A 21,170-nucleotide genomic window follows, 5' to 3' on the forward strand; every position below is an offset into this window, starting at 1 on the left:
TAGCCCTTACTTGGAGTAGAGCTCGACAATCAGGCTTTCGTTGATGTCGGCGGACAGATCACTGCGAGCAGGAACGTTCTTGAAAACGCCCGACTTCTTCTCAGTGTCTACTTCTACCCATTCTACGCGGCCACGTTGGGCACACAGATCGAGAGCTTGGACAATGCGAAGTTGGTTTTTTGCTTTCTCGCGAATCGCGACCACGTCACCAGCACGAACCTGGTAGGACGGGACGTTAACGGTTTGGCCGTTTACGCTGACGGATTTGTGCGATACCAGCTGACGGGATTCGGCGCGAGTCGAACCAAAGCCCATACGGTATACAACGTTGTCCAGACGGCATTCGAGCAGTTGCAGCAGGTTTTCACCGGTTGCACCTTTCTTGCCAGCAGCTTCTTTGTAGTAGCCGCTGAATTGACGCTCGAGAACGCCGTAGATACGACGGACCTTCTGCTTTTCACGCAGTTGGGTGCCGTAATCGGACTGGCGACCGCGGCGTTGGCCGTGGATACCAGGTGCTGCTTCGATGTTGCACTTCGATTCGATCGCGCGCACGCCGCTCTTCAAGAAGAGATCGGTGCCTTCACGACGAGCGAGTTTGCATTTTGGACCAATGTAACGAGCCATTCTTTACAATCTCCTGGATTACACGCGGCGCTTCTTCGGCGGACGGCACCCGTTGTGCGGGATTGGCGTCACGTCGGTGATGCTGGCGATCTTATAGCCACAGCCGTTCAAAGCACGGACAGCAGACTCACGACCTGGACCTGGACCTTTGACGTTAACGTCAAGGTTTTTCAGGCCGTATTCCAGCGCAGCTTGACCAGCACGTTCAGCAGCTACTTGAGCAGCAAACGGGGTGGACTTGCGGGAACCGCGGAAACCCGAACCACCGGAGGTAGCCCAAGAAAGCGCGTTACCTTGACGGTCGGTGATGGTCACGATTGTGTTGTTAAAAGAAGCATGGATGTGGGCAATGCCATCAACCACTGTCTTTTTAACTTTTTTACGAGGACGAGCAGCAGGTTTAGCCATGATAATTTTCCTGTCGATTCGCGTGGGCGATTACTTGCGGATCGGCTTACGCGGACCTTTACGGGTACGCGCGTTAGTCTTGGTACGCTGACCGCGTACTGGAAGACCACGACGATGACGCAGACCACGGTAGCAACCGAGGTCCATCAAACGCTTGATTTTCATGTTGATTTCGCGACGCAGGTCACCTTCAGTGGTGAACTTCGCCACTTCGCCACGCAACAGCTCAATCTGCTCGTCGCTCAGATCTTTGATCTTTGCGGCTGGGTTTACCCCAGTGTCTGCGCAAATTTTCTGCGCAGTAGTGCGACCAACACCATAGATGTAGGTCAGCGAGATAACAGTGTGCTTGTTATCTGGAATGTTAACGCCTGCAATACGGGCCATTCAGTGGGACTCCAATTGACAGCTACCTACGCCCCGGAAGCCAAGAAATAGGGCGCGAGATAATATCGCTGTAATAACAAATAATCAACCCGGCAGCGCACTAGCTGCCGGGCTTCAAGCGGATCACACTCAGCCTTGGCGCTGTTTGTGACGCGGTTCCGCGCTGCAAATTACTCGAACAACACCTTCGCGGCGAATAATCTTGCAGTTACGGCACAGCTTTTTCACCGATGCACGAACTTTCATCACCAACTCCTCGAACCTTATGGGGTACTCAGCGCAACATGCCGCTGCCGTAGCCCTTCAGGTTGGCTTTCTTCATCAGGGATTCGTACTGGTGCGAAACGAGGTGCGATTGTACTTGGGACATGAAGTCCATCACAACCACGACCACGATCAGCAACGAGGTCCCGCCAAGGTAGAACGGAACGTTTGCTGCAACCACCAGAAACTGGGGAAGCAAGCACACGGCCGTCATATATAGAGCACCGAACAGGGTCAAACGGGTCAGAACGCCATCAATGTAGCGTGCAGACTGCTCACCTGGACGGATGCCCGGAATAAAGGCACCGGACTTCTTCAGGTTTTCCGCTACGTCTTTCGGATTGAACATCAACGCCGTATAGAAGAAGCAGAAGAAAATAATCCCTGCACTAAACAGCAGAATATTCAGCGGCTGACCAGGAGCGATCGACTGAGAGAGGTCCTGCAGCCAGCCCATATTTTCAGACTGACCAAACCAGGTACCCAACGAAGCCGGAAACAGCAAAATGCTGCTCGCGAAAATTGCCGGAATAACACCGGCCATATTCACTTTCAGCGGCAAGTGGCTGGTCTGCGCAGCAAAAACCTTACGGCCCTGCTGACGCTTGGCGTAGTGAACAGCAATGCGACGCTGGCCACGCTCAATGAACACCACAAAACCGATAATCGCTACTGCCAGCAAACCGATGGCAACCAAAGCGAAAATGTTGATATCACCCTGACGTGCAGACTCGAAAGACTGCCCAATTGCTCTCGGAAGACCGGCGACGATACCTGCGAAAATCAACATCGAGATACCGTTACCAACACCACGCTCAGTAATCTGCTCACCCAGCCACATCATGAACATCGCACCAGCCACAAACGTGGATACCGCGACGAAATGGAAGCCAAAGTCACCAGTGAACGCAACACCCTGCCCGGCCAGGCCAACGGACATGCCGATAGCTTGAACCAAGGCGAGGATGACAGTGCCGTAGCGGGTGTACTGGCTAATCTTGCGACGGCCAGCTTCACCTTCCTTCTTCAACTGCTCCAGCTGCGGGCTGACGGCGGTCATCAGTTGCATGATGATCGATGCCGAAATATACGGCATGATCCCCAGTGCAAAGATGCTCATCCGTTCCAGCGCGCCGCCGGAAAACATGTTGAACAAGCTAAGAATGGTCCCCTCATTCTGTCGAAACAGGTCTGCGAGTCGGTCCGGGTTGATACCTGGAACCGGGATGTGTGCGCCTATTCGGTAGACGATAATCGCCAGGAACAGAAAACGCAGACGAGCCCAGAGTTCAGACATACCGCCTTTGCCGAGCGCTGAGAGAGCACCTTGCTTAGCCATTTATTCCTCGAACTTGCCGCCAGCTGCTTCGATAGCCGAACGCGCACCTTTGGTGGCGCCGATTCCCTTGCCGATAGTGACAGCGCGAGTCACTTCACCGGACAGCATGATTTTCACACGCTGTACGTTGACGTTGATCACGTTGGCATCTTTCAGGGCCTGCACAGTAACGATGTCGCCTTCCACTTTGGCCAGCTCGGACAAACGCACTTCTGCGCGGTCCATGGCTTTCAGGGATACGAAACCGAACTTAGGCAGGCGACGATGCAGCGGCTGTTGACCGCCTTCAAAGCCTGGAGCGATGGTGCCACCGGAGCGGGAGGTTTGACCTTTGTGGCCACGGCCACCAGTCTTACCCAAACCGCTACCGATACCACGGCCCGGACGATGCTTTTCGCGACGGGAACCCGGCGCTGGACTCAGATCATTGAGTTTCATCGATTAACCCTCTACACGCAGCATGTAGTAAGCCTTGTTGATCATCCCGCGATTCTCGGGAGTATCCTGGACTTCTACAGTGTGACCGATGCGACGCAGACCCAAACCTTTAACGCACAGTTTGTGGTTAGGGATGCGGCCGGTCATGCTTTTGATCAGCGTTACTTTAACGGTAGCCATGATCAGAAGATCTCCTTGACAGTCAGACCACGCTTCGCAGCGATGGACTCAGGAGATTGCATAGCTTTCAAACCTTTGAAAGTGGCGTGAACCACGTTTACCGGGTTAGTCGAGCCGTAGCACTTGGCCAGAACGTTCTGAACGCCAGCAACTTCGAGGACAGCACGCATAGCGCCGCCAGCGATGATACCGGTACCTTCAGAGGCAGGCTGCATGTACACCTTCGAAGCGCCATGAGCGGACTTCATTGCGTACTGCAGAGTGGTGCCGTTCAGATCAACTTGGATCATGTTGCGACGAGCAGCTTCCATTGCCTTCTGGATCGCGGCAGGCACTTCACGTGACTTGCCACGGCCGAAGCCAACACGCCCTTTACCATCACCAACCACGGTCAACGCGGTGAAAGTGAAGATACGGCCGCCTTTAACGGTTTTGGCTACGCGGTTAACTTGAACCAGCTTCTCAATGTAGCCTTCGTCGCGCTTTTGGTCGTTATTTGACATAACTTAGAACTCCAGCCCAGCTTCACGAGCAGCATCAGCCAGCGCTTTCACGCGACCGTGGTACTTGAAGCCAGAGCGGTCGAAAGCCACTTGCGAGACGCCAGCGGCCTTAGCACGCGTAGCGACCAGCTGGCCAACCTTAGTGGCCGCGTCGATGTTGCCAGTGGCACCATCACGCAGTTCTTTATCCAAAGTCGAGGCGCTTGCCAGGACCTGGTTGCCGTCGGCCGAGATGACCTGGGCGTAGATGTGCTGCGACGAGCGATACACGCAGAGACGCACGACTTCGAGTTCGTGCATTTTCAGGCGTGCTTTGCGAGCGCGACGCAGTCGAGTAACTTTTTTGTCGGTCATTTGCTATGCCCTACTTCTTCTTGGCTTCTTTACGACGGACGACTTCGTCCGCGTAGCGCACACCTTTGCCTTTGTACGGCTCTGGTGGACGGAAGTCGCGGATCTCAGCGGCCACCTGACCTACCAGCTGCTTATCGATGCCCTTGATCAGGATATCGGTTTGGCTAGGGGTCTCAGCGGTGATGCCTTCCGGCAGTTCGTAATCCACTGGGTGCGAGAAGCCAAGGGCCAGGTTCAAAACCGTGCCTTTTGCTTGCGCTTTGTAACCAACACCGACCAGCTGGAGCTTACGCTCGAAGCCTTGGCTTACGCCTTGGACCATGTTGTTTACCAACGCACGCGTGGTACCGGCCATTGCGCGAGTTTGTTGATCGCCATTGCGAGCAGCGAAACGCAGCTCACCAGCTTCTTCAACGATCTCAACGGACGAATGGATGTTCAGTTCAAGAGTACCCTTGGCACCCTTCACCGAAAGCTGTTGGCCTGCGAATTTTACTTCGACACCGGCTGGCAGCTTAACGGGGTTCTTAGCGACGCGTGACATGCTTATCCCCCCTTAGAACACAGTGCAAAGAACTTCGCCGCCGACACCGGCAGCGCGCGCAGCACGATCCGTCATCACACCTTTGTTGGTGGAGACGATAGACACACCCAGACCGCCACGAACTTTCGGCAGATCTTCGGCGGACTTGTACTGACGCAGGCCTGGACGGCTAACGCGCTTCACTTCCTCGATGACCGAACGGCCTTCGAAGTACTTCAGCTCGATGGACAGCAGTGGCTTGGTTTCGCTGCTGATCTGATAACCCGCAATGTAGCCTTCGTCTTTCAGGACTTTGGCAACAGCTACCTTCAACTTGGAAGATGGCATGCTTACGACGGACTTTTCAGCCATCTGGGCATTACGGATACGAGTTAGCATGTCCGCTAACGGGTCCTGCATACTCATGGGCTAGACGCTCCTAATACAAAAAAATTAGCCTTGCGGCTACATATGTCGCCGAGAATCTCCGAGCATAAAAAACACGGGCTCAGGCGAGCCGCGTATTTTAAACACACTCCAGAAATGAAACAAGCCCCAAAAGGGGCTTGTTCCAGATTCAAGGTCACCGGCGGTCAGTATCTTGCGATACCGACCACCTGGACGCTGAAAGTACTTACCAGCTGGCTTTAACCAGACCTGGTACGTCACCACGCATTGCCGCTTCACGCAGTTTGTTACGGCCGAGGCCGAACTTGCGGTAAACGCCGTGTGGACGACCGGTCAGGCGGCAGCGGTTACGCATGCGCGAAGCGCTTGCGTCACGTGGCTGCTTCTGCAGAGCAACTGTAGCTTCCCAACGCGCTTCTGGACTTGCGTTCAGATCAACGATGATTGCTTTCAGTGCTGCACGCTTCTTGGCGTACTTGGCAACCGTGAGCTGACGCTTCAGCTCGCGGTTTTTCATGCTCATCTTGGCCATGGTCCTACTCCAATCAGTTGCGGAACGGGAATTTGAAAGCACGCAACAGGGCGCGACCTTCATCATCGTTCTTGGCAGTGGTGGTCAGGGTGATGTCCAGACCGCGGAGAGCATCGATCTTGTCGTAGTCGATTTCCGGGAAGATGATCTGCTCTTTCACGCCCATGCTGTAGTTACCACGACCATCGAAGGACTTGGCATTCAGGCCGCGGAAGTCGCGAACCCGAGGCAGGGAGATCGACAGCAGACGATCCAGGAATTCGTACATACGCTCACGGCGCAGAGTCACTTTGACGCCGATCGGCCAACCTTCACGGACTTTAAAGCCAGCGATGGATTTCCGAGCGTAAGTCACAACGACTTTTTGACCGGTGATCTTTTCTAGGTCAGCAACGGCGTGTTCGATGACTTTTTTGTCGCCGACCGCTTCGCCCAGACCCATGTTCAGGGTAATTTTGGTAACGCGTGGAACTTCCATCACGTTCGAAAGCTTAAGTTCTTCCTTAAGTTTCGGTGCGATTTCTTTCCAGTAAATCTCTTTTAGTCGTGCCATGGTCTTCTACCTAGCAGTGTTCAAGCATCAACCGCTTTTTGGGTCGACTTGAAGACACGAATTTTCTTGCCATCTTCTACTTTGAAACCAACGCGGTCAGCCTTGTTGGTTTCGCCGTTGAAAATGGCGACGTTAGAAGCGTCCAGTGGAGCTTCTTTTTCGACGATACCGCCTTGTACGCCCGACATCGGGTTAGGCTTGGTATGACGCTTAACCAGGTTCAGACCACCGATAACCAGACGGTTATTAGCGAGAACCTTAAGCACCTTACCGCGCTTACCTTTGTCTTTGCCGGCGATCACGATGATCTCGTCGTCACGACGAATCTTTTGCATGTCGGATCTCCTTACAGCACTTCTGGGGCGAGCGAGACGATCTTCATGAACTTCTCAGTACGAAGTTCACGGGTCACTGGCCCAAAGATACGGGTGCCGATCGGCTCTTGCTTGTTGTTCAGAAGAACAGCAGCGTTGCCATCAAAGCGGATAATGGAGCCATCAGCACGACGTACGCCGTGACGAGTGCGGACTACAACAGCAGTCATCACTTGGCCTTTCTTCACCTTACCGCGAGGAATTGCTTCCTTCACGGTAACTTTGATGATGTCACCGATACCAGCGTAACGACGATGGGAGCCACCCAGCACCTTGATGCACATAACACGGCGAGCGCCGCTGTTATCGGCCACATCGAGCATGGATTGAGTCTGAATCATATAATTTCTCCGACCCCTAGTCCTTAGACTTCCACAGCGCGTTCGAGAACATCAACCAATGCCCAAGACTTGGTCTTGGCCAGCGGACGAGTTTCACGAATAGTGACTTTGTCGCCGATGTGGCACTGGTTGGTTTCGTCGTGCGCGTGCAGCTTAGTCGAACGCTTAACATATTTACCGTAGATCGGGTGCTTAACGCGACGCTCGATCAGTACGGTGATGGTTTTGTCCATCTTGTCGCTGACAACACGGCCAGTCAGCGTACGGACAGTCTTTTCGGCTTCAGCCATGATCACTTACCTGCCTGCTGGTTGAGCACAGTCTTCACGCGAGCGATGTCACGCTTAACTTGCGAGAGCAGATGAGACTGCCCCAACTGGCCAGTTGCTTTCTGCATACGCAGATTGAACTGGTCGCGCAGCAAGCCGAGCAATTGCTCGTTCAGCTGCTGTGCGGATTTTTCACGAAGTTCATTCGCTTTCATCACATCACCGTCCGTTTAACAAAGGCGGTGGCGAGCGGCAGCTTTGCAGCAGCCAGGGCAAAAGCCTCACGCGCCAGCTCTTCAGTAACACCCTCGATTTCATACAGGACTTTGCCTGGCTGAATCTGGGCAACCCAGTACTCCACGTTACCCTTACCTTTACCCATACGAACTTCGAGGGGCTTTTTGGAGATAGGCTTGTCCGGGAATACACGGATCCAGATCTTGCCGCCACGTTTAACGTGACGGGTCAGAGCACGACGCGCTGACTCGATCTGACGAGCGGTGAGACGACCACGAGCTACAGACTTCAGCGCGAACTCGCCGAAGCTGACTTTGCTACCGCGCTGAGCCAGACCACGGTTGTGGCCTGTCATCTGCTTGCGGAACTTCGTACGCTTAGGTTGCAACATTTGGCGTACCCCTTACTTAGCAGCTTTTTTACGAGGCGCTGGTGCTTGTGGTTTCAGTTCTTCTTGGCGACCACCAATTACTTCGCCTTTGAAGATCCAAACCTTTACACCGATCACACCGTAAGTGGTGTGAGCTTCGTAGTTGGCATAGTCGATGTCGGCACGCAGGGTGTGCAGTGGCACACGACCTTCGCGATACCATTCAGTACGTGCGATTTCAGCACCGCCGAGACGACCGCTCACTTGGATTTTGATGCCTTTGGCACCAATGCGCATGGCGTTCTGTACAGCGCGCTTCATAGCGCGACGGAACATTACGCGACGCTCCAGCTGCTGAGCTACGCTCTGCGCAACCAGCATACCGTCGAGCTCCGGCTTGCGGATCTCTTCGATATTGATGTGCACAGGCACACCCATTTGCTTGGTCAGGTCCTGACGCAGTTTCTCAACATCTTCACCTTTCTTCCCGATAACGATACCTGGACGAGCGGTGTGGATGGTGATACGTGCAGTTTGCGCCGGACGATGGATATCGATACGGCTTACGGACGCGCTTTTTAGTTTGTCTTGGAGATACTCACGCACCTTCAGATCAGCGAACAAATAGTCCGCATAAGTCCGACCGTCTGCGTACCAGACGGAGGTGTGCTCCTTGACGATTCCCAGGCGAATGCCAATGGGATGTACTTTCTGACCCATCTCTTCGACTCCGTTACTTGTCAGCAACCTTGACAGTGATATGGCAAGACCGCTTGACGATGCGATCAGCACGGCCTTTGGCACGTGGCATGATGCGCTTCAGCGAACGCCCTTCGTTGACGAAAACGGTGCTGACCTTCAGGTCATCAACGTCTGCGCCTTCGTTATGCTCGGCGTTGGCTACGGCCGACTCCAGCACTTTCTTCATGATCTCGGCGGCTTTCTTACTGCTGAAAGCCAACAGGTTGAGCGCTTCGCCCACCTTCTTCCCGCGGATCTGGTCGGCGACCAAGCGGGCTTTCTGGGCGGAGATTCGAGCGCCCGACAACTTAGCGGCTACTTCCATTTCCTAACCCCTTAACGCTTGGCTTTCTTGTCTGCCACGTGCCCACGATAAGTGCGGGTACCGGCAAACTCGCCTAGTTTGTGGCCGACCATGTCTTCGTTCACGAGAACTGGGACGTGCAAGCGACCGTTGTGTACAGCGATGGTCAAACCGACCATTTGTGGCAGGATCATCGAACGACGCGACCAGGTCTTAACTGGTTTGCGATCGTTCTTTTCCGCCGCCACTTCGATCTTCTTCAGTAGGTGAAGATCAATAAAAGGACCTTTTTTCAGAGAACGTGGCACTGTCGTATCCCTCTATTTACTTGCGACGACGGACTATCATTTTGTCGGTACGCTTATTACCACGAGTCTTCGCGCCCTTAGTCGGGAAGCCCCATGGCGATACCGGATGACGACCACCAGAGGTACGACCTTCACCACCACCGTGTGGGTGGTCAACCGGGTTCATGGCAACACCACGAACGGTTGGGCGAACGCCACGCCAGCGTTTGGCACCAGCTTTACCCAGCGAACGAAGGCTGTGCTCGGAGTTCGAGACCTCACCCAAGGTCGCGCGGCATTCAGCCAGCACTTTACGCATCTCACCAGAACGCAGACGCAGGGTCACGTAGACACCTTCACGAGCGATCAGCTGAGCCGAAGCACCAGCGGAACGAGCGATTTGCGCGCCTTTACCTGGCTTCAATTCGATGCCGTGTACGGTGCTACCAACTGGAATGTTGCGCAGTTGCAGAGCGTTGCCCGGCTTGATCGGCGCCAAGGCACCTGCGATCAGCTGGTCGCCAGCGCTCACGCCTTTAGGGGCGATGATGTAGCGACGCTCGCCATCTGCGTACAGCAGCAGAGCGATGTGAGCAGTACGGTTTGGATCGTATTCAATACGCTCGACAGTGGCGGAGATGCCATCTTTGTCGTTGCGACGGAAATCGACCAGACGATAATGCTGCTTATGGCCACCACCGATGTGACGGGTGGTAATACGACCATTGTTGTTACGACCACCAGTCTTCGATTTTTTCTCGAGCAGCGGTGCGTGAGGAGCGCCTTTATGCAGCTCCTGGTTGACCACCTTGACCACAAAACGGCGGCCAGGGGAAGTCGGTTTGCATTTAACGATTGCCATGATGCACCCCTTCCTTACTCAGCACTGCTGCTGAAATCGAGATCTTGGCCTGGCTGAAGGGAGATAACTGCCTTCTTCCAGTCATTACGCTTGCCCAGACCGCGAGCAGTGCGCTTGCTCTTACCCAGAACATTCAGGGTAGTAACACGCTCTACTTTCACGCTGAACAGGCTTTCGACGGCCTTCTTGATTTCCAGCTTGGTTGCGTCAGTTGCAACCTTGAAAACGAACTGGCCTTTCTTGTCAGCCAGAACCGTAGCCTTTTCGGAAACGTGCGGGCCAAGCAGAACTTTAAATACGCGTTCCTGGTTCATCCCAGCAGCTCCTCGAATTTCTTCACGGCCGACACGGTGATCAACACCTTGTCGTATGCGATCAGACTAACTGGATCGGAACCTTGCACGTCACGTACATCAACGTGTGGCAGGTTGCGAGCAGCCAGGTACAGGTTCTGATCAACAGCTTCAGACACGATCAAAACGTCGGTCAGGCTCATGTCGTTCAGTTTGCCCAGCAGGTCTTTAGTTTTTGGACTTTCAACAGCGAAGTCCTGAACCACAACCAGACGATCGGTACGCACGAGTTCAGCAAGGATGGAGCGCAGTGCTGCGCGATACATCTTCTTGTTGAGCTTCTGCGAGTGATCCTGTGGACGAGCTGCGAAAGTGGTACCACCGCCACGCCAGATTGGGCTACGGATAGTACCGGCACGAGCACGGCCAGTACCTTTCTGACGCCAAGGGCGCTTACCGCCACCACGAACGTCGGAACGGGTCTTTTGCTGCTTGCTACCTTGACGGCCGCCGGCCATGTAGGCCACGACTGCTTGGTGAACGAGCGTCTCGTTGAATTCGCCGCCAAATGTCAGTTCGGAAACTTCGATCGCTTGAGCGTCATTTACATTTAATTGCATGTCAGCTTCCCCTTAACCGCGAGCCTTGGCCGCTGGACGTACAACCAGGTTGCCGCCAGTAGCGCCAGGAACAGCACCCTTGACCAACAACAGATTGCGTTCAGCGTCGACGCGCACTACTTCGAGGGACTGCACGGTCACGCGCTCAGCGCCCATATGACCGGACATTTTTTTGCCCTTGAATACACGACCAGGAGTCTGGCACTGGCCAATAGAGCCCGGGACGCGGTGGGAGACGGAGTTACCGTGAGTGTTGTCTTGGCCACGGAAATTCCAACGCTTGATCGTACCCTGGAAGCCTTTACCTTTGGACTGACCGGTTACATCAACCAGTTGACCAGCGGCGAAGATTTCAGCGTTGATCAGATCGCCAGCCTGGTAGTCGCCGTCTTCAAGACGGAACTCCATAACAGTGCGACCAGCTGCAACGTTTGCTTTAGCGAAGTGACCTGCTTGAGCAGCAGTCACACGCGAAGCACGACGCTCGCCGACAGTGACTTGCACTGCACGATAGCCATCGGTCTCTTCAGTTTTGAACTGGGTGACGCGATTCGGCTCGATCTCAATGACCGTAACCGGAATGGAGACACCTTCTTCGGTGAAAATACGGGTCATACCGCATTTACGACCGACTACACCAATAGTCATGTTGTAAACCTCATGAGTGTACGGGGCTTTCACCCGCTATGGCCGCCCATTTCAGAGCGTTACACGACTAAGACCCAAGTCTTAGCCGAGGCTGATCTGTACTTCCACACCGGCCGCCAGATCGAGCTTCATAAGTGCATCAACGGTTTTATCCGTTGGCTGGACGATGTCCAGTACGCGCTTATGAGTACGGATCTCGTACTGGTCACGCGCGTCTTTGTTGACGTGCGGGGAGACCAGAACGGTGAACCGCTCTTTACGGGTAGGCAGTGGAATTGGACCACGCACTTGAGCACCAGTACGTTTCGCGGTTTCCACGATTTCCTGGGTGGATTGGTCGATCAGGCGATGGTCAAAAGCCTTCAACCTGATACGGATTTGCTGATTTTGCATTGGATTTCAGACTCCGGCTGCTATTCCCAGCGAGCGCAATACGCCCGTTAAAAGGAGGCGCAATTCTATAGACGCCCCAGATGGGTGTCAACCCAATAAAAAAGGCCCCCGCTAAGCGGGGGCCTTCTCAAAACATCGAAGCTATCTCAGAAGAGATAATTACTCGATGATTTTAGCTACAACGCCAGCACCAACGGTACGGCCGCCTTCGCGAATAGCGAAACGCAGACCGTCTTCCATTGCGATAGTTTTGATCAGGGTAACAACCATTTTGATGTTGTCGCCCGGCATTACCATCTCAACGCCTTCCGGCAGTTCGCAGTTACCAGTCACGTCAGTAGTACGGAAGTAGAACTGTGGACGGTAGCCTTTGAAGAACGGAGTGTGACGACCGCCTTCTTCTTTGCTCAGCACGTACACTTCAGCTTCGAACTTGGTGTGCGGCTTAACCGAACCTGGCTTAACCAGAACCTGGCCACGCTCAACGTCGTCACGCTTGGTACCACGCAGCAGAACGCCGCAGTTCTCGCCAGCACGACCTTCGTCGAGCAGTTTACGGAACATTTCAACACCGGTGCAGGTGGTGACGGTAGTGTCACGCAGACCAACGATTTCCAGTGGATCTTGAACCTTAACGATACCGCGCTCGATACGACCAGTCACAACAGTACCGCGACCAGAGATCGAGAATACGTCTTCGATTGGCATCAGGAACGGCTTGTCGATAACACGGACTGGATCTGGGATGTAGCTGTCCAGAGTCTCAACCAGTTTACGAACGGACGTGGTGCCCATTTCGTTATCGTCTTTGCCTTCCAGAGCCATACGAGCAGAACCGATGATGATCGGAGTGTCGTCACCTGGGAAGTCGTAAGTGCTCAGCAGATCGCGCACTTCCATCTCAACCAGTTCCAGCAGCTCAGCGTCGTCTACCAGGTCAGCCTTGTTCAGGTAAACCACGATGTACGGAACGCCTACCTGGCGGGACAGCAGGATGTGCTCACGGGTCTGTGGCATCGGACCATCAGCGGCCGAGCAAACCAGGATAGCGCCGTCCATTTGAGCAGCACCGGTGATCATGTTCTTCACATAGTCAGCGTGACCTGGGCAGTCAACGTGAGCGTAGTGACGGATCAGCGAGTTGTATTCAACGTGCGCGGTGTTGATGGTGATACCACGAGCTTTCTCTTCTGGTGCGCTGTCGATTTTATCGAAATCAACGATTGCAGAACCGAAAACTTCGGAGCAAACGCGAGTCAGAGCAGCAGTCAGAGTGGTTTTACCGTGGTCAACGTGACCGATGGTGCCAACGTTGACGTGCGGTAGGGAACGATCAAATTTTTCTTTAGCCACGACAATTAACTCCTTGCCTAAAGGACTGAATCAGCCTTGTTTTTTGGATACAGTTTCAGCGATGTGCGCCGGAGCTGTGTTGTATTTTTTGAATTCCATAGAGTAGCTTGCGCGACCCTGAGACATGGAGCGAACGTCGGTCGCATAACCGAACATCTCACCCAACGGAACCTCGGCGCGAATCACTTTGCCGGAAACCGTGTCTTCCATACCCAAGATCATGCCGCGACGACGGTTAAGGTCGCCCATGACATCACCCATATAGTCTTCAGGTGTAACAACTTCTACCGCCATGATTGGCTCAAGCAACTCACCACCGCCCTTCTGGGCCAGTTGCTTGGTTGCCATGGAAGCAGCCACCTTAAACGCCATCTCGTTGGAGTCGACGTCGTGGTAAGAACCGTCAAAAACGGTTGCTTTCAGGCCGATCAGCGGATAGCCGGCAACAACACCGTTCTTCATCTGCTCTTCGATACCCTTCTGGATAGCAGGGATGTATTCCTTAGGAACAACACCACCTACTACTTCGTTCACGAATTGCAGACCTTCCTGACCTTCGTCAGCAGGAGCAAAACGGATCCAGCAGTGACCGAACTGACCACGACCGCCGGACTGACGAACGAACTTGCCTTCGATTTCACAGTTCTTCGTGATGCGCTCACGATAGGAAACCTGAGGCTTACCGATGTTGGCTTCGACGTTGAACTCACGGCGCATCCGGTCAACCAGGATGTCCAGGTGAAGCTCGCCCATGCCGGAGATGATCGTTTGACCAGTCTCTTCATCAGTCTTGACGCGGAAAGATGGATCTTCCTGAGCAAGCTTGCCCAGAGCGATACCCATTTTTTCCTGGTCATCCTTGGTCTTAGGCTCTACGGCTACCGAAATAACCGGCTCCGGGAAGTCCATGCGAACCAGGATGATTGGCTTGTCAGCGTTGCACAAGGTTTCACCGGTGGTGACGTCCTTCATGCCGATCAAGGCCGCGATGTCACCAGCGCGTACTTCCTTGATCTCTTCGCGGGCGTTTGCGTGCATTTGCACCATACGACCCACGCGCTCTTTCTTGCCTTTAACCGAGTTGATCACGCCGTCGCCGGAGTTCAACACGCCCGAGTAAACGCGGACGAAGGTCAAGGTACCCACGAATGGGTCAGTGGCAATTTTAAATGCCAGAGCGGAGAACGGTTCTGCGTCGTCTGCATGACGCTCCAGCTCGATAGTCTCGTCATCCGGGTCAGTACCCTTGATGGCAGGAATATCAACTGGTGCCGGCAGGTAGTCGATCACAGCATCGAGAACCAGGGGAACACCCTTGTTCTTGAACGAGGAACCGCAAACAGCCAAGACGATCTCACCAGCGATAGTACGCTGACGGAGAGCGGCCTTGATTTCCACGTTGGTGAGTTCTTCACCTTCGAGGTACTTGTTCATCAGCTCTTCGTTGGCTTCGGCCGCAGCTTCAACCATGTTGTTGCGCCATTCGTCAGCCAGTTCCTGCAGTTCAGCAGGGATAGGCTTGCGAACAGGAACCATACCTTTGTCAGCGTCGTTCCAGTAAACAGCTTCCATGGTCAGCAGATCGATCTGGCCTTGGAAATTGTCTTCGGAACCGATAGCCAACTGGATTGGCACCGGGGTGTGACCCAGACGCTGCTTGATCTGACCGATCACGCGCAGGAAGTTCGCACCAGCACGGTCCATCTTGTTTACGTAAACAAGACGTGGAACGCCGTATTTGTTGGCTTGACGCCATACGGTTTCCGACTGAGGCTCAACGCCCGAGGTACCGCAGAACACAACGACAGCGCCGTCGAGTACGCGCAGGGAACGTTCAACTTCAATGGTGAAGTCTACGTGGCCCGGGGTATCGATTACGTTGAAGCGGTGCTCATCTTTGTACTGCTTCTCGGAACCTTTCCAGAAGGCGGTAATAGCAGCAGAAGTAATGGTAATACCACGCTCCTGCTCCTGAACCATCCAGTCTGTGGTCGCGGCGCCGTCATGCACCTCGCCCATCTTGTGACTTTTGCCGGTGTAAAACAGTACGCGCTCGGTGGTGGTGGTTTTACCAGCATCCACGTGAGCAACGATACCGATGTTACGGTAACGGCTAATCGGAGTAGTACGAGCCATAAAGCCCTCGCAAAATTAGTGAAGCTAAGATTAGAAGCGGTAGTGCGAGAAAGCTTTGTTAGCTTCAGCCATACGGTGCACGTCTTCACGCTTCTTAACAGCAGCACCTTTACCTTCAGCAGCGTCCAACAGTTCGCCAGCCAAACGCAGGGCCATAGACTTCTCGCCGCGCTTACGGGCGAAGTCTACCAACCAGCGCATTGCCAGAGCGTTACGACGGGACGGACGAACTTCAACCGGAACCTGGTAAGTAGCACCGCCTACACGGCGCGACTTCACTTCGACCAGCGGAGCGATGGCGTCGAGAGCTTTCTCGAAGATTTCCAGGGGGTCGCTGTTCTTGCGTTCTTTAACCTTTTCCAGCGCGCCATAAACGATACGCTCGGCAACGGCTTTCTTGCCGCTTTCCATCACGTGGTTCATGAACTTGGCCAGAATTTGGCTTCCGTATTTTGGATCGTCAAGCACTTCGCGCTTGGCTGCTACGCGTCTTCTTGGCATGGATAAGCCCTCAAACGGTCTTCAGGTTCGCTCGGAATTAGCGCCCTTTCGGGACGGCTCCGACCTTACTCTTATCGACTCAGAAAATAAGATGATTCAGTTTTACAAAAAGCCGCTACTACTTAGGCTTCTTGGTACCGTACTTCGAACGACCCTGGTTACGACCTTTAACGCCGGAAGTATCCAAGGAGCCGCGTACGGTGTGGTAACGAACACCTGGCAAGTCTTTTACACGACCGCCGCGGATCAGTACCACGCTGTGCTCTTGCAGGTTGTGACCTTCACCACCGATGTACGAGGAAACCTCGAAACCGTTGGTCAGGCGCACACGGCATACTTTACGCAGTGCCGAGTTAGGTTTTTTCGGCGTAGTGGTATACACGCGAGTGCATACGCCACGACGTTGCGGGCAGTTCTGCAGCGCAGGCACGTCGGATTTCTCGACGATACGCTTACGCGGCTGACGTACCAGCTGGTTGATAGTTGCCATCTACTAGCTCCACTGTTGTCTTGCGACGCTATTGTCTTGCAAGAAAAGCAAAATGGCAGGAACGAATTCCCGCCAAATTTAGGGGTACAAGAGTCTAAAGAGGATCTTGTCCCCAGTCAAGGCAAGGCCCCGACATCCCCGCTCATCGAACCGGGGCAAAACTGCCTCGATCCGACGAATGGGGGCTGCCAGGGCCCAGACTTATTAATCGCAGAACTCAGTTACCGCTAGAGTTCAGCGCTTCGGTCAGTGCAGCTTCCACTTCACTGGCGCTCACGCGCAGCGGCTTGTCAGCATCACGGCGGCGCTTGCGCTCGCTGTGGTAAGCCAAACCGGTACCGGCCGGGATCAAACGACCCACAACCACGTTTTCTTTCAGGCCGCGCAGGTAATCGCGCTTGCCGGTTACCGCTGCTTCGGTCAGTACGCGAGTGGTCTCCTGGAAGGAGGCCGCCGAGATGAACGACTCAGTGGACAACGACGCCTTGGTGATACCCAGCAACACACGAGTGAACTTGGAAACGAATTTCTCGTCGCCAGCCAGACGCTCGTTCTCTACCAGTACGTGAGTCAGTTCCATCTGGTCGCCCTTGATGAAACTGGAATCGCCGGATTCAGCGATTTCAACTTTACGCAGCATCTGACGCAGGATGGTCTCGATGTGCTTATCGTTGATCTTCACGCCTTGCAGGCGATAAACGTCCTGGATCTCGTTAACGATGTACTTGGCCAGCGCACTCACACCCAGCAGACGCAGGATGTCGTGTGGATCGCTCGGGCCGTCGGAGATAACTTCGCCGCGGTTTACCTGTTCGCCTTCGAAGACGTTCAGGTGACGCCACTTCGGAATCAGCTCTTCATACGGATCGCTACCGTCGTTCGGGGTAATAACCAGACGGCGCTTGCCTTTGGTTTCTTTACCGAACGCGATGGTGCCGCTGACTTCAGCCAGAATCGACGCTTCTTTCGGACGACGAGCTTCGAACAAGTCGGCAACACGCGGCAGACCACCGGTGATGTCACGGGTTTTCGAAGTTTCTTGCGGGATACGCGCGATAACATCACCGATCGCGATCTTCGCACCATCCGCTACACCGACCAGGGCGTTGGCTGGCAGGAAGTACTGAGCGATTACGTCAGTGCCTGGCAGCAACAGATCCTTGCCGTTGTCATCGACCATCTTAACGGCAGGACGGATGTCTTTACCGGCAGCTGGACGATCTTTCGCGTCGAGTACTTCAATGTTGGTCATACCGGTCAATTCGTCAGTCTGACGCTTGATCGTGATGCCTTCTTCCATGCCCACGTAGGTCACGGTACCTTTCATTTCGGTAACGATTGGGTGAGTGTGCGGATCCCACTTGGCCACGATTGCGCCAGCGTCGACCTTGTCACCTTCTTTAACCGAAATCACAGCACCGTACGGCAGCTTGTAACGCTCACGCTCACGACCGTAGTCATCAGCGATTGCCAGCTCACCGGAACGGGACACAGCAACCAGGCAGCCATCCACTCGCTCAACGTGTTTCAGGTTGTGCAGACGGACAGTACCGCCATTCTTCACCTGAACGCTGTCAGCTGCGGAGGTCCGGCTTGCCGCACCACCGATGTGGAACGTACGCATGGTCAGCTGGGTACCCGGCTCACCGATGGACTGGGCAGCGATAACGCCGACCGCTTCACCGATATTCACCTGGTGACCACGAGCCAAGTCACGGCCGTAGCACTTGGCGCAGATGCCGTAGCGGGTTTCGCAGCTGATCGGCGAGCGAACGATCACTTCGTCGATGCTGTTGAGTTCGATGAACTCGACCCACTTTTCATCCACCAGGGTACCAGCAGGAACGATAACTTCCTCGGTACCCGGCTTGAATACGTCACGGGCAATGACTCGGCCCAATACGCGCTCACCCAACGGTTCTACAACGTCGCCGCCTTCGATGTGCGGAGTCATCAGCAGACCGTGTTCGGTACCGCAGTCAACTTCAGTCACAACCAAGTCTTGCGCAACGTCTACCAGACGACGAGTCAGGTAACCGGAGTTAGCGGTTTTCAACGCGGTATCCGCCAGACCTTTACGAGCACCGTGAGTCGAGATGAAGTACTGAAGTACGCTCAAACCTTCACGGAAGTTCGCAGTAATCGGCGTTTCAATGATGGAACCGTCCGGCTTGGCCATCAGGCCACGCATACCGGCGAGCTGACGGATCTGCGCAGCAGAACCCCGTGCGCCCGAGTCGGCCATCATGTACATCGAGTTGAACGACTCTTGATCGACTTCTACGCCATGACGGTCGATAACCTTCTCTTTCGAGAGGTTAGCCATCATCGCCTTCGACACTTCGTCGTTGGCCTTGGACCAAAGGTCGATCACTTTGTTGTACTTCTCGCCCTGTGTTACCAGGCCCGAGGCGTACTGGCTTTCGATCTCTTTCACTTCATCGGTTGCAGCCGCGATGATGCGAGCTTTTTCATCAGGGATAACGAAGTCGTTAACACCGATGGAAACGCCGGAGATGGTCGAATACGCAAAACCGGTGTACATCAACTGGTCAGCGAAGATCACGGTCTCTTTCAAACCAACCACGCGGTAGCACTGGTTGATCAGCTTGGAGATCGCCTTTTTCTTCATCGGCAGGTTGACGACGTCGTACGACAGACCTTTTGGCACAACTTGATACAACAGCGCACGGCCGACAGTGGTGTCGACGATACGAGTGCCGCTCACGCTGCCACCGTCACGGTCGTTTACGGTTTCGTTGATCCGCACTTTAACCTTGGCATGCAGTGCGGCTTCGCCGGCACGGAACACACGGTCAACTTCTTGCAGGTCAGCGAACACACGACCTTCGCCTTTGGCGTTGATCGCTTCACGGGTCATGTAGTACAGACCCAATACAACGTCCTGCGACGGAACGATGATTGGCTCACCGTTGGCTGGCGACAGAATGTTGTTGGTCGACATCATCAACGCACGCGCTTCCAACTGGGCTTCCAGTGTCAGCGGTACGTGCACGGCCATTTGGTCGCCGTCGAAGTCGGCGTTGTACGCAGCACAGACCAGAGGGTGCAGCTGGATAGCCTTACCTTCGATCAATACCGGTTCAAACGCCTGGATACCCAGACGGTGAAGGGTCGGTGCACGGTTGAGGAGAACCGGGTGTTCGCGAATCACTTCTGCGAGAACGTCCCAAACCTCTGGCAGTTCGCGCTCGACCATTTTCTTGGCCGCTTTGATGGTGGTCGCGAGACCGCGCATTTCCAGCTTGCCGAAGATGAATGGTTTGAACAGCTCAAGTGCCATCTTCTTAGGCAGACCGCACTGGTGCAGACGCAGAGTCGGGCCTACGGTAATTACCGAACGACCGGAGTAGTCAACGCGCTTACCGAGCAAGTTCTGACGGAAACGACCTTGCTTACCCTTGATCATGTCAGCCAGGGATTTCAGAGGACGCTTGTTGGAACCGGTAATGGCGCGGCCACGACGACCGTTATCGAGCAAGGCATCGACAGCTTCTTGCAACATACGCTTTTCGTTGCGCACGATGATGTCCGGAGCGGACAGATCGAGCAGGCGCTTCAAGCGGTTGTTACGGTTGATCACGCGGCGGTACAGGTCGTTAAGGTCGGACGTCGCGAAACGACCACCGTCCAACGGTACCAGCGGACGCAGGTCTGGCGGCAGAACCGGCAGAACGGTCAGCACCATCCACTCTGGCAAGTTGCCGGAACCCTGGAAGGCTTCCATCAACTTCAGACGCTTGGACAGCTTCTTGATCTTGGTTTCGGAGTTGGTTTGCGGAATCTCTTCACGCAGACGGCCAATCTCGTGTTCCAGGTCGATAGCGTGCAGCAGCTCACGGACAGCTTCGGCACCCATGCGGGCATCGAAATCGTCGCCGAACTCTTCCAGCGCTTCGAAGTACTGTTCGTCGTTCAGCAGCTGACCTTTTTCAAGGGTGGTCATGCCTGGATCGATAACGACATAGCTCTCGAAGTAGAGAACGCGTTCGATATCACGCAGGGTCATGTCCATCAGCAAGCCGATACGGGACGGCAGCGATTTCAGGAACCAGATGTGGGCAACCGGCGAAGCCAATTCGATGTGAGCCATGCGCTCACGACGAACCTTGGCCAGTGCGACTTCAACGCCGCACTTCTCGCAGATCACACCACGGTGCTTCAAGCGCTTGTACTTACCGCACAGGCACTCGTAATCCTTAACCGGGCCAAAGATCTTGGCGCAGAACAGGCCGTCACGTTCAGGTTTGAACGTACGGTAGTTAATGGTTTCCGGCTTTTTAACTTCACCGAACGACCACGAACGGATCATCTCAGGCGATGCCAATCCAATACGGATGGCGTCGAACTCTTCGACTTGACCCTGGTTTTTCAGCAAATTCAGTAGGTCTTTCAAGGCCTTTCCTCCTGGCGG

31 protein-coding genes are annotated in these 21,170 nt (G+C 54.4%); all 31 read right to left on the reverse strand.

The annotated features are described in order from the left end of the window. Positions 1–6: 6 nt before the first annotated feature. The 31 genes from rpsD to rpoC all read right to left on the reverse strand — a co-directional run bounded on the left by rpsD (position 7) and on the right by rpoC (position 21,152). Complete coding sequence (rpsD, locus tag AB4O35_RS02765; RefSeq protein WP_003210056.1) at positions 7–627, reverse strand: 30S ribosomal protein S4; 621 nt, start codon at positions 625–627, stop codon at positions 7–9. A gap of 18 nt (positions 628–645) precedes the next feature. Beyond that, on the reverse strand, positions 646–1,035 hold the full coding sequence (gene rpsK, locus AB4O35_RS02770; RefSeq protein ID WP_002555466.1) for a 30S ribosomal protein S11: 390 nt from the start codon (positions 1,033–1,035) through the stop codon (positions 646–648). A gap of 30 nt (positions 1,036–1,065) precedes the next feature. Then, complete coding sequence (rpsM, locus tag AB4O35_RS02775; protein WP_003210063.1) at positions 1,066–1,422, reverse strand: 30S ribosomal protein S13; 357 nt, start codon at positions 1,420–1,422, stop codon at positions 1,066–1,068. 129 nt (positions 1,423–1,551) lie between these two features. Continuing rightward, positions 1,552–1,668: a 50S ribosomal protein L36 gene (gene rpmJ / locus AB4O35_RS02780; RefSeq protein WP_002555468.1), complete on the reverse strand. Its 117-nt coding sequence runs from the start codon at positions 1,666–1,668 to the stop codon at positions 1,552–1,554. A 28-nt stretch (positions 1,669–1,696) separates the two neighbouring features. After that, entirely contained in the window at positions 1,697–3,025 is a 1,329-nt protein-coding gene (secY, locus tag AB4O35_RS02785) for a preprotein translocase subunit SecY (protein WP_003176406.1), read from the reverse strand. Further along, complete coding sequence (gene rplO, locus AB4O35_RS02790; RefSeq protein WP_065872587.1) at positions 3,026–3,463, reverse strand: 50S ribosomal protein L15; 438 nt, start codon at positions 3,461–3,463, stop codon at positions 3,026–3,028. It lies immediately after the preceding gene. Between the two features lie 3 nt (positions 3,464–3,466). Next, entirely contained in the window at positions 3,467–3,643 is a 177-nt protein-coding gene (rpmD, locus tag AB4O35_RS02795) for a 50S ribosomal protein L30 (protein WP_003176408.1), read from the reverse strand. A 2-nt stretch (positions 3,644–3,645) separates the two neighbouring features. Continuing rightward, positions 3,646–4,146 carry a 30S ribosomal protein S5 gene (gene rpsE / locus AB4O35_RS02800; RefSeq protein ID WP_003176409.1) on the reverse strand — a complete coding sequence of 167 codons (501 nt, stop codon included), beginning with the start codon at positions 4,144–4,146 and terminating at the stop codon, positions 3,646–3,648. Positions 4,147–4,149: 3 nt separating this feature from the next. Further along, complete coding sequence (rplR, locus tag AB4O35_RS02805) at positions 4,150–4,500, reverse strand: 50S ribosomal protein L18 (RefSeq protein WP_003176410.1); 351 nt, start codon at positions 4,498–4,500, stop codon at positions 4,150–4,152. Positions 4,501–4,510: 10 nt separating this feature from the next. Then, positions 4,511–5,044: a 50S ribosomal protein L6 gene (gene rplF / locus AB4O35_RS02810; RefSeq protein WP_003176412.1), complete on the reverse strand. Its 534-nt coding sequence runs from the start codon at positions 5,042–5,044 to the stop codon at positions 4,511–4,513. Positions 5,045–5,056: 12 nt separating this feature from the next. Next, complete coding sequence (gene rpsH, locus AB4O35_RS02815) at positions 5,057–5,449, reverse strand: 30S ribosomal protein S8 (RefSeq protein WP_010566853.1); 393 nt, start codon at positions 5,447–5,449, stop codon at positions 5,057–5,059. 208 nt (positions 5,450–5,657) lie between these two features. Then, on the reverse strand, positions 5,658–5,963 hold the full coding sequence (rpsN, locus tag AB4O35_RS02820; protein WP_003176414.1) for a 30S ribosomal protein S14: 306 nt from the start codon (positions 5,961–5,963) through the stop codon (positions 5,658–5,660). Between the two features lie 13 nt (positions 5,964–5,976). Next, positions 5,977–6,516: a 50S ribosomal protein L5 gene (rplE, locus tag AB4O35_RS02825; RefSeq protein ID WP_003176415.1), complete on the reverse strand. Its 540-nt coding sequence runs from the start codon at positions 6,514–6,516 to the stop codon at positions 5,977–5,979. Between the two features lie 20 nt (positions 6,517–6,536). Further along, positions 6,537–6,851 carry a 50S ribosomal protein L24 gene (gene rplX, locus AB4O35_RS02830; protein ID WP_003176416.1) on the reverse strand — a complete coding sequence of 105 codons (315 nt, stop codon included), beginning with the start codon at positions 6,849–6,851 and terminating at the stop codon, positions 6,537–6,539. Between the two features lie 11 nt (positions 6,852–6,862). Continuing rightward, positions 6,863–7,231, reverse strand: a complete 369-nt coding sequence (gene rplN / locus AB4O35_RS02835; RefSeq protein ID WP_002555479.1) for a 50S ribosomal protein L14 — start codon at positions 7,229–7,231, stop codon at positions 6,863–6,865. A 23-nt stretch (positions 7,232–7,254) separates the two neighbouring features. After that, a complete protein-coding gene (rpsQ, locus tag AB4O35_RS02840) occupies positions 7,255–7,521 on the reverse strand; it encodes a 30S ribosomal protein S17 (protein ID WP_003176419.1) in 267 nt (88 codons plus the stop codon). A gap of 2 nt (positions 7,522–7,523) precedes the next feature. Continuing rightward, entirely contained in the window at positions 7,524–7,715 is a 192-nt protein-coding gene (gene rpmC / locus AB4O35_RS02845) for a 50S ribosomal protein L29 (RefSeq protein ID WP_002555481.1), read from the reverse strand. Then, positions 7,715–8,128, reverse strand: a complete 414-nt coding sequence (rplP, locus tag AB4O35_RS02850; RefSeq protein ID WP_003232424.1) for a 50S ribosomal protein L16 — start codon at positions 8,126–8,128, stop codon at positions 7,715–7,717. The genes rpmC and rplP overlap by 1 nt, the downstream gene beginning before the upstream one ends. A gap of 12 nt (positions 8,129–8,140) precedes the next feature. After that, on the reverse strand, positions 8,141–8,827 hold the full coding sequence (rpsC, locus tag AB4O35_RS02855) for a 30S ribosomal protein S3 (protein WP_003176422.1): 687 nt from the start codon (positions 8,825–8,827) through the stop codon (positions 8,141–8,143). 13 nt (positions 8,828–8,840) lie between these two features. Further along, positions 8,841–9,173: a 50S ribosomal protein L22 gene (gene rplV, locus AB4O35_RS02860; protein ID WP_003103908.1), complete on the reverse strand. Its 333-nt coding sequence runs from the start codon at positions 9,171–9,173 to the stop codon at positions 8,841–8,843. Between the two features lie 11 nt (positions 9,174–9,184). Further along, positions 9,185–9,460 carry a 30S ribosomal protein S19 gene (gene rpsS / locus AB4O35_RS02865; protein ID WP_003232420.1) on the reverse strand — a complete coding sequence of 92 codons (276 nt, stop codon included), beginning with the start codon at positions 9,458–9,460 and terminating at the stop codon, positions 9,185–9,187. A gap of 16 nt (positions 9,461–9,476) precedes the next feature. After that, positions 9,477–10,301 (reverse strand): 50S ribosomal protein L2, encoded by an 825-nt coding sequence (gene rplB / locus AB4O35_RS02870; RefSeq protein ID WP_003176423.1) that lies wholly within the window; start codon positions 10,299–10,301, stop codon positions 9,477–9,479. 14 nt (positions 10,302–10,315) lie between these two features. Then, positions 10,316–10,615: a 50S ribosomal protein L23 gene (rplW, locus tag AB4O35_RS02875; RefSeq protein WP_002555488.1), complete on the reverse strand. Its 300-nt coding sequence runs from the start codon at positions 10,613–10,615 to the stop codon at positions 10,316–10,318. Beyond that, positions 10,612–11,214 carry a 50S ribosomal protein L4 gene (rplD, locus tag AB4O35_RS02880; RefSeq protein ID WP_049711296.1) on the reverse strand — a complete coding sequence of 201 codons (603 nt, stop codon included), beginning with the start codon at positions 11,212–11,214 and terminating at the stop codon, positions 10,612–10,614. Before rplD ends, rplW begins: the two co-directional genes overlap by 4 nt. Positions 11,215–11,226: 12 nt before the next feature. Beyond that, positions 11,227–11,862 (reverse strand): 50S ribosomal protein L3, encoded by a 636-nt coding sequence (gene rplC, locus AB4O35_RS02885; protein ID WP_003194649.1) that lies wholly within the window; start codon positions 11,860–11,862, stop codon positions 11,227–11,229. A gap of 81 nt (positions 11,863–11,943) precedes the next feature. Continuing rightward, complete coding sequence (gene rpsJ / locus AB4O35_RS02890) at positions 11,944–12,255, reverse strand: 30S ribosomal protein S10 (protein WP_003186070.1); 312 nt, start codon at positions 12,253–12,255, stop codon at positions 11,944–11,946. 159 nt (positions 12,256–12,414) lie between these two features. Further along, entirely contained in the window at positions 12,415–13,608 is a 1,194-nt protein-coding gene (gene tuf, locus AB4O35_RS02895) for an elongation factor Tu (RefSeq protein ID WP_003176426.1), read from the reverse strand. Between the two features lie 30 nt (positions 13,609–13,638). Beyond that, positions 13,639–15,744 carry an elongation factor G gene (fusA, locus tag AB4O35_RS02900; RefSeq protein ID WP_015886136.1) on the reverse strand — a complete coding sequence of 702 codons (2,106 nt, stop codon included), beginning with the start codon at positions 15,742–15,744 and terminating at the stop codon, positions 13,639–13,641. Between the two features lie 30 nt (positions 15,745–15,774). Next, a complete protein-coding gene (gene rpsG / locus AB4O35_RS02905) occupies positions 15,775–16,245 on the reverse strand; it encodes a 30S ribosomal protein S7 (RefSeq protein ID WP_002555493.1) in 471 nt (156 codons plus the stop codon). A 118-nt stretch (positions 16,246–16,363) separates the two neighbouring features. Continuing rightward, positions 16,364–16,735, reverse strand: coding sequence for a 30S ribosomal protein S12 (gene rpsL / locus AB4O35_RS02910; protein WP_002555494.1), 372 nt, complete (start codon positions 16,733–16,735; stop codon positions 16,364–16,366). Between the two features lie 217 nt (positions 16,736–16,952). Continuing rightward, the gene (rpoC, locus tag AB4O35_RS02915; RefSeq protein WP_049711295.1) at positions 16,953–21,152 is read right to left on the reverse strand and encodes a DNA-directed RNA polymerase subunit beta'; all 4,200 of its coding nucleotides are present in this window, start codon (positions 21,150–21,152) and stop codon (positions 16,953–16,955) included. Between the last annotated feature and the right edge of the window lie 18 nt (positions 21,153–21,170).

It is taken from the genome of Pseudomonas sp. H1_A03 (genome assembly GCF_054685145.1).

What these genes read in the sequence shown, in the direction of transcription:
- rpsD (WP_003210056.1), bottom strand. Translation starts at nt 627, where the DNA reads ATGGCTCGTTACATTGGTCCAAAATGCAAACTCGCTCGTCGTGAAGGC.
- rpsK (WP_002555466.1), bottom strand. Translation starts at nt 1,035, where the DNA reads ATGGCTAAACCTGCTGCTCGTCCTCGTAAAAAAGTTAAAAAGACAGTG.
- rpsM (WP_003210063.1), bottom strand. Translation starts at nt 1,422, where the DNA reads ATGGCCCGTATTGCAGGCGTTAACATTCCAGATAACAAGCACACTGTT.
- rpmJ (WP_002555468.1), bottom strand. Translation starts at nt 1,668, where the DNA reads ATGAAAGTTCGTGCATCGGTGAAAAAGCTGTGCCGTAACTGCAAGATT.
- secY (WP_003176406.1), bottom strand. Translation starts at nt 3,025, where the DNA reads ATGGCTAAGCAAGGTGCTCTCTCAGCGCTCGGCAAAGGCGGTATGTCT.
- rplO (WP_065872587.1), bottom strand. Translation starts at nt 3,463, where the DNA reads ATGAAACTCAATGATCTGAGTCCAGCGCCGGGTTCCCGTCGCGAAAAG.
- rpmD (WP_003176408.1), bottom strand. Translation starts at nt 3,643, where the DNA reads ATGGCTACCGTTAAAGTAACGCTGATCAAAAGCATGACCGGCCGCATC.
- rpsE (WP_003176409.1), bottom strand. Translation starts at nt 4,146, where the DNA reads ATGTCAAATAACGACCAAAAGCGCGACGAAGGCTACATTGAGAAGCTG.
- rplR (WP_003176410.1), bottom strand. Translation starts at nt 4,500, where the DNA reads ATGACCGACAAAAAAGTTACTCGACTGCGTCGCGCTCGCAAAGCACGC.
- rplF (WP_003176412.1), bottom strand. Translation starts at nt 5,044, where the DNA reads ATGTCACGCGTCGCTAAGAACCCCGTTAAGCTGCCAGCCGGTGTCGAA.
- rpsH (WP_010566853.1), bottom strand. Translation starts at nt 5,449, where the DNA reads ATGAGTATGCAGGACCCGTTAGCGGACATGCTAACTCGTATCCGTAAT.
- rpsN (WP_003176414.1), bottom strand. Translation starts at nt 5,963, where the DNA reads ATGGCCAAGATGAGCATGAAAAACCGCGAGCTGAAGCGTCAGCTCACG.
- rplE (WP_003176415.1), bottom strand. Translation starts at nt 6,516, where the DNA reads ATGGCACGACTAAAAGAGATTTACTGGAAAGAAATCGCACCGAAACTT.
- rplX (WP_003176416.1), bottom strand. Translation starts at nt 6,851, where the DNA reads ATGCAAAAGATTCGTCGTGACGACGAGATCATCGTGATCGCCGGCAAA.
- rplN (WP_002555479.1), bottom strand. Translation starts at nt 7,231, where the DNA reads ATGATTCAGACTCAATCCATGCTCGATGTGGCCGATAACAGCGGCGCT.
- rpsQ (WP_003176419.1), bottom strand. Translation starts at nt 7,521, where the DNA reads ATGGCTGAAGCCGAAAAGACTGTCCGTACGCTGACTGGCCGTGTTGTC.
- rpmC (WP_002555481.1), bottom strand. Translation starts at nt 7,715, where the DNA reads ATGAAAGCGAATGAACTTCGTGAAAAATCCGCACAGCAGCTGAACGAG.
- rplP (WP_003232424.1), bottom strand. Translation starts at nt 8,128, where the DNA reads ATGTTGCAACCTAAGCGTACGAAGTTCCGCAAGCAGATGACAGGCCAC.
- rpsC (WP_003176422.1), bottom strand. Translation starts at nt 8,827, where the DNA reads ATGGGTCAGAAAGTACATCCCATTGGCATTCGCCTGGGAATCGTCAAG.
- rplV (WP_003103908.1), bottom strand. Translation starts at nt 9,173, where the DNA reads ATGGAAGTAGCCGCTAAGTTGTCGGGCGCTCGAATCTCCGCCCAGAAA.
- rplB (WP_003176423.1), bottom strand. Translation starts at nt 10,301, where the DNA reads ATGGCAATCGTTAAATGCAAACCGACTTCCCCTGGCCGCCGTTTTGTG.
- rplW (WP_002555488.1), bottom strand. Translation starts at nt 10,615, where the DNA reads ATGAACCAGGAACGCGTATTTAAAGTTCTGCTTGGCCCGCACGTTTCC.
- rplD (WP_049711296.1), bottom strand. Translation starts at nt 11,214, where the DNA reads ATGCAATTAAATGTAAATGACGCTCAAGCGATCGAAGTTTCCGAACTG.
- rplC (WP_003194649.1), bottom strand. Translation starts at nt 11,862, where the DNA reads ATGACTATTGGTGTAGTCGGTCGTAAATGCGGTATGACCCGTATTTTC.
- rpsJ (WP_003186070.1), bottom strand. Translation starts at nt 12,255, where the DNA reads ATGCAAAATCAGCAAATCCGTATCAGGTTGAAGGCTTTTGACCATCGC.
- fusA (WP_015886136.1), bottom strand. Translation starts at nt 15,744, where the DNA reads ATGGCTCGTACTACTCCGATTAGCCGTTACCGTAACATCGGTATCGTT.
- rpsG (WP_002555493.1), bottom strand. Translation starts at nt 16,245, where the DNA reads ATGCCAAGAAGACGCGTAGCAGCCAAGCGCGAAGTGCTTGACGATCCA.
- rpsL (WP_002555494.1), bottom strand. Translation starts at nt 16,735, where the DNA reads ATGGCAACTATCAACCAGCTGGTACGTCAGCCGCGTAAGCGTATCGTC.